The 4,124-nt window shown below is 64.3% G+C and carries 4 protein-coding genes; 2 read left to right on the top strand and 2 right to left on the bottom strand.

Features of this window, described 5'->3' with window-relative positions; genetic code table 11:
• Positions 1-71 precede the first annotated feature (71 nt).
• Positions 72-608 carry a hypothetical protein gene (locus JSV65_15120; GenBank protein UCH33875.1) on the top strand — a complete coding sequence of 179 codons (537 nt, stop codon included), beginning with the start codon at positions 72-74 and terminating at the stop codon, positions 606-608.
• A 97-nt stretch (positions 609-705) separates the two neighbouring features.
• Here JSV65_15120 and cysK read toward each other — a convergent pair whose 3' ends face one another.
• Together cysK and JSV65_15110 are read right to left on the bottom strand one after the other, a co-directional pair.
• Entirely contained in the window at positions 706-1,644 is a 939-nt protein-coding gene (gene cysK / locus JSV65_15115; GenBank protein ID UCH33874.1) for a cysteine synthase A, read from the bottom strand.
• A gap of 17 nt (positions 1,645-1,661) precedes the next feature.
• Positions 1,662-2,225, bottom strand: a complete 564-nt coding sequence (locus JSV65_15110; GenBank protein ID UCH33873.1) for a CIA30 family protein — start codon at positions 2,223-2,225, stop codon at positions 1,662-1,664.
• 382 nt (positions 2,226-2,607) lie between these two features.
• Here JSV65_15110 and JSV65_15105 point away from each other — a divergent pair.
• Positions 2,608-4,124 (top strand): hypothetical protein (locus tag JSV65_15105; GenBank protein UCH33872.1); only part of this gene is annotated, 1,517 nt, incomplete at its 3' end.

The raw sequence follows: 4,124 nt of genomic DNA, 5'->3' as shown, positions 1-4,124 counted from the left end.
GGCGCCGCTGCCGCGCGCGAGGGTGCCAGCGGCGCAGGGGCGCGTCGCGAGACGCGAAAGGAGACGTAGATATGATTAGACGTGTTGTAGTTGTCCTATTCCTGCTGACGGCCGTCAGCGCTGCGGCACATGCGAGGCGGGAGCCGATCCCCATCGCGGTGAGCTACGGCGTCTTCCTGCCGAGCGACTCGACGACGCAAACTGTTTTCGGGGACTCTTGGCCGCGCCTCAGCATCGGCGTGTTCGACCCGCAGATGGCACCGGAGTGGCGGCGCACCGCGGACTTCACGGCATACATGCATGAGGAAGACGGCGAGGCGAAGCTATACTCGCTGAGCTTCGGCGCGGAGCGGAGGCTCAGTACCAAGGGTCTGACCCAGCCCTATGTGGCGCTGCGCGCCGGGCCGTACTACGGGAAGGTCGAGGTGCCCGCGCTCAGCATTGATGAGAGCAAGATCGGCCTCAACGCGAACGCGAGCCTCGGCGTGATCTACAAAGAGCGCGTATTCCTCGAAGCCCGCTACGACAAGTTCAGCCGCATCGCCGGGTTCGACTTCGACGGATTCACGTTCTGGGGCGGCGTGCGCCTGTTCGACATACGCCTGTAACCGGGCGCGCAAGGCCAACCCGGCGGGGAGCGTGCCGCCGGGATCGTTGCCCGGCCGTCGGGGCCGGCATGGCGTGCCGGGGCGGCCGACGTAACATTTATCCACGCAGGTCGGCGAAGAGGTCGGTGGAGAGATAGCGCTCCCCGGTGCTCGGGTGGACCGTGACGATAGTCTTCCCGGCGTTGTCGGGCCGTTGCGCCACCTGCACAGCGGCCCAGGTGTTGGCGCCGGAGGAGATGCCGCAGAGGATGCCCTCCTCGCGGATGATTCTCCGCGCCATCGCCATGGCATCTTCGTCGGCCACGCGCACCACCTCGTCCACCACCGACATGTCGAGCACATCCGGCTTGAAGCCCGCGCCGATGCCTTGTATCTTGTGCGGCCCCGGTTCGCCGCCGGAGAGCACCGGTGAGCGCCCCGGTTCTACGGCAATCACGCTGAGCTGTGGGAGGCGCTGCTTGAGCGCCTGCCCGACCCCGGTGATCGTCCCGCCGGTGCCGACGCCCGCGACGAAGATATGGAATTCGCCGTCCGTGTCGCGCCAGATCTCCTCGGCCGTCGTCTCGCGGTGAACTTGCGGATTCGCCGGGTTGTTGAACTGCTGCGGCATGAACCCCTCCCGCGTCTGCGCCAGCAGTTGCTCAGCTCTGGCGATAGCGCCGCGCATGCCCTCCGCGCCGGGTGTGAGCACCAGCTCGGCGCCAAAGGCACGCAGCAGCATCCGCCGCTCCTGGCTCATCGTCTCGGGCATGGTGAGAATCAGGCGGTAGCCCTTCGCTGCGGCCACCATCGCGAGCGCGATTCCCGTGTTGCCGGAAGTCGGCTCGATGAGCACGCTCTTGCCCGGTTCGATCAGCCCCGCCCGTTCCGCCGCATCAATCATAGACCATCCGATGCGATCCTTGACACTGCCGGCGGGGTTGAAGAACTCCAGCTTCGCCAGCACGCGTGCCTCCGCGCCGTCCGTCACACGGTTGAGTTGCACGAGTGGGGTGTTGCCGATTACATCAACGATACTGCGCGCGATCCGCGCCATGACGCACCTCCGGAATCTCAGGTGGCAGAATGATTAGACCGTTTCGCCGCGGCCTTACGAGCACCCCCGCAATACGCCTTGATCCAGTCAATTTCCAAACGAAAAGGCCCCTCCTGTTTATCGGCGATGAGGAGACTGAACGACCTTATCCTACGAGGATCTACGCCCGGCGTATCCTGCAGCACTCGGCCGTGAAAGCTGGGAACGAAGTCATGGAAGGGTAGATCCACGTCTATCCAGGTCTCCGCTTGGGTGGCGAAGCCGGCCTGATGGGCGACGCCGTCAAATGCTGCATCGGCTCGTAACGAGAGCTTGTAGGTCTTCCCGTCGCCCTTCACGCGGACCCGAATGCCGCTGCAACGACGGAGGTCATAATCGCGCACGGCGGAACGAACGGACGCGAACCCGCCGTAGTTCTCCAGGGAAACGGTTCCCGCAAACACGGCCGTGCTCGCGCCGCCGGCCTCGAGCGTGCTTCGGGACACCCCGCCCATGACGGTGTCGTTGATCGGCTCCCATTCCTCGACATCACGCGGCTCGTCGAAGTCGAATAGGACTATCTCCGTCCTGCCGCGATTCATGGTGTGATAGCCGAGGGAGCTTCAGAGTCCCGCCCGCCGACGCATGATGTCTTTCACTCCTGGCGGCATGTTTCCTGGCATGGCGGCGCCGCGCATGTCCAACCAACACGACATGCGGCGCGCGGTTTCGCGTTCGCGTGTCGCGGGATCTCGTGGCGCTTCGGAAACGATCCGCGGAAGCTCTGAACCCGGCGAGAGCAGTCCGCGGGGTCGATAAAGAGCAACCACGAGGGAGGGATTATCAGCGCCGACGTCGGAATACGTACCGGACACGGCCGTCCTGGATGTGGGGACTGCCGGTCCGTCAGGCGCCGCACGTGCCCGAACGCAGCCCGATCGCTGACATGCTATCACGGGCAGCCCGGCCAGAGAGGATGGATCCATGAGACAACGACCAACCGCCGCGCTCGCGGCAGCCGCCTTGCTTGTACTGATTCTCGGCGACGCGTGTCTCGCCCGAGAGGTCATCTCGCTGAGAGAGAACTGGGCTGTGCAATCGTCGGCCGAGGTAGGCGCGACCGGAGAGGCGATCTCCGCCGCGACTTTTGCGTCTCAGGACTGGTACCCGACGCACGTCCCCAGAACGGTACTGGCGGCTCTAGTTGACAATGGCGTCTATCCCGATCCGTACTACGGCGGTAATCTCAGGACAATCGCCGGATATCGCGAGGACCGCTGGCTGGTCATGCCGTCGGACAGCCCGTTCAGGCGCCCGTGGTGGTATCGTACGGAGTTCGAGGCGCCCGCCAGCTTCGCCGGGCGCAATATCGTGCTTCACCTCGACGGTATCAACTACAAGGCCAACGTCTGGCTCAACGGACGCAAGATCGCCGACGCCGATTCCGTGATTGGAATGTTCAGGCGCTTCGAGTTCGACGTCAGCAACTACGTCCGCCCCGGCGAGAGGAATTGCCTGGCGATCGAGATCATCGCGCCCGGGCAAGGGCCGGACATCGAGTATCGCACCAAGCAGATCGAGGCGACGACGGGGTGGGATGACCACAATCCGTATCCGCCGGACATGAACATGGGCCTGTGGCAGGATGTCTACGTCACCGCCACCGGGCCGCTGCGGATGAGGCACCCCTATGTGGCCAGCGACCTCGATTTGCCGCGCCTCGACGTCGCACATCTCGCCGTGAGCGTCGAAGTGACGAACACCACGGATCGGCAGCTCACTGGGGATGTCTCCGGGGCCATCGAGGACATCACGTTCTCGCAGAGCGTCACGCTGTCGCCTCGAGAAACGAAGCTGGTGACATTCTCGCCGGACGACTTCCCGCAGCTGACGGTCTCGAACCCCCGGCTGTGGTGGCCCAATCCCGTCGGCCCTCAGGAGTTGTACGATCTCGACTTGGTGGCCGCTGTGAAGGCGGATCCATCCGACTCGCTGAGCACGCGTTTCGGCATACGCGAGGCGACGACATACGTCAACGACGAGGGTTGGCGAGTCTACATGGTCAACGGCAAGCGGATCCTCATTCGCGGGGCGGCGTGGATGACGAGCGACATGCTCCTGCGGCTCGACCGCAGGCGCTACGACGCCCTGATACGGTACGCGAGAGAGGCCAACCTCAACATGCTCCGCTCGGAAGGATTCTCCATCCGGGAGACGGAGGATTTCTTCGACCTCTGCGATGAATACGGCGTCATGGTCACGCAGCAGCTCTTCGGGCGCAGCATTCCGGACGAGGAGCTGGCGATCGAGTGCGTGAAGGACACGATACTCCGCATTCGCAACCACCCGAGCCTGGTACATTTCCTCGGGCACGACGAGACGTTTCCCACCGAGAACCTCGATCAGGCGTACCGCGACTTGATCGCGAGGTACACCCCGGAGCGCACATATCAGCCGCATTCGGGCGCGTTCGCCATCGCGGATCGCTTCAAGACCGGCGG

The organism is Armatimonadota bacterium (assembly GCA_020354555.1).
GTDB lineage: Bacteria > Armatimonadota > Hebobacteria.
Note: the sequence above shows the minus strand (reverse complement) of the source record. Positions and strands in the feature narration are given on the sequence as shown.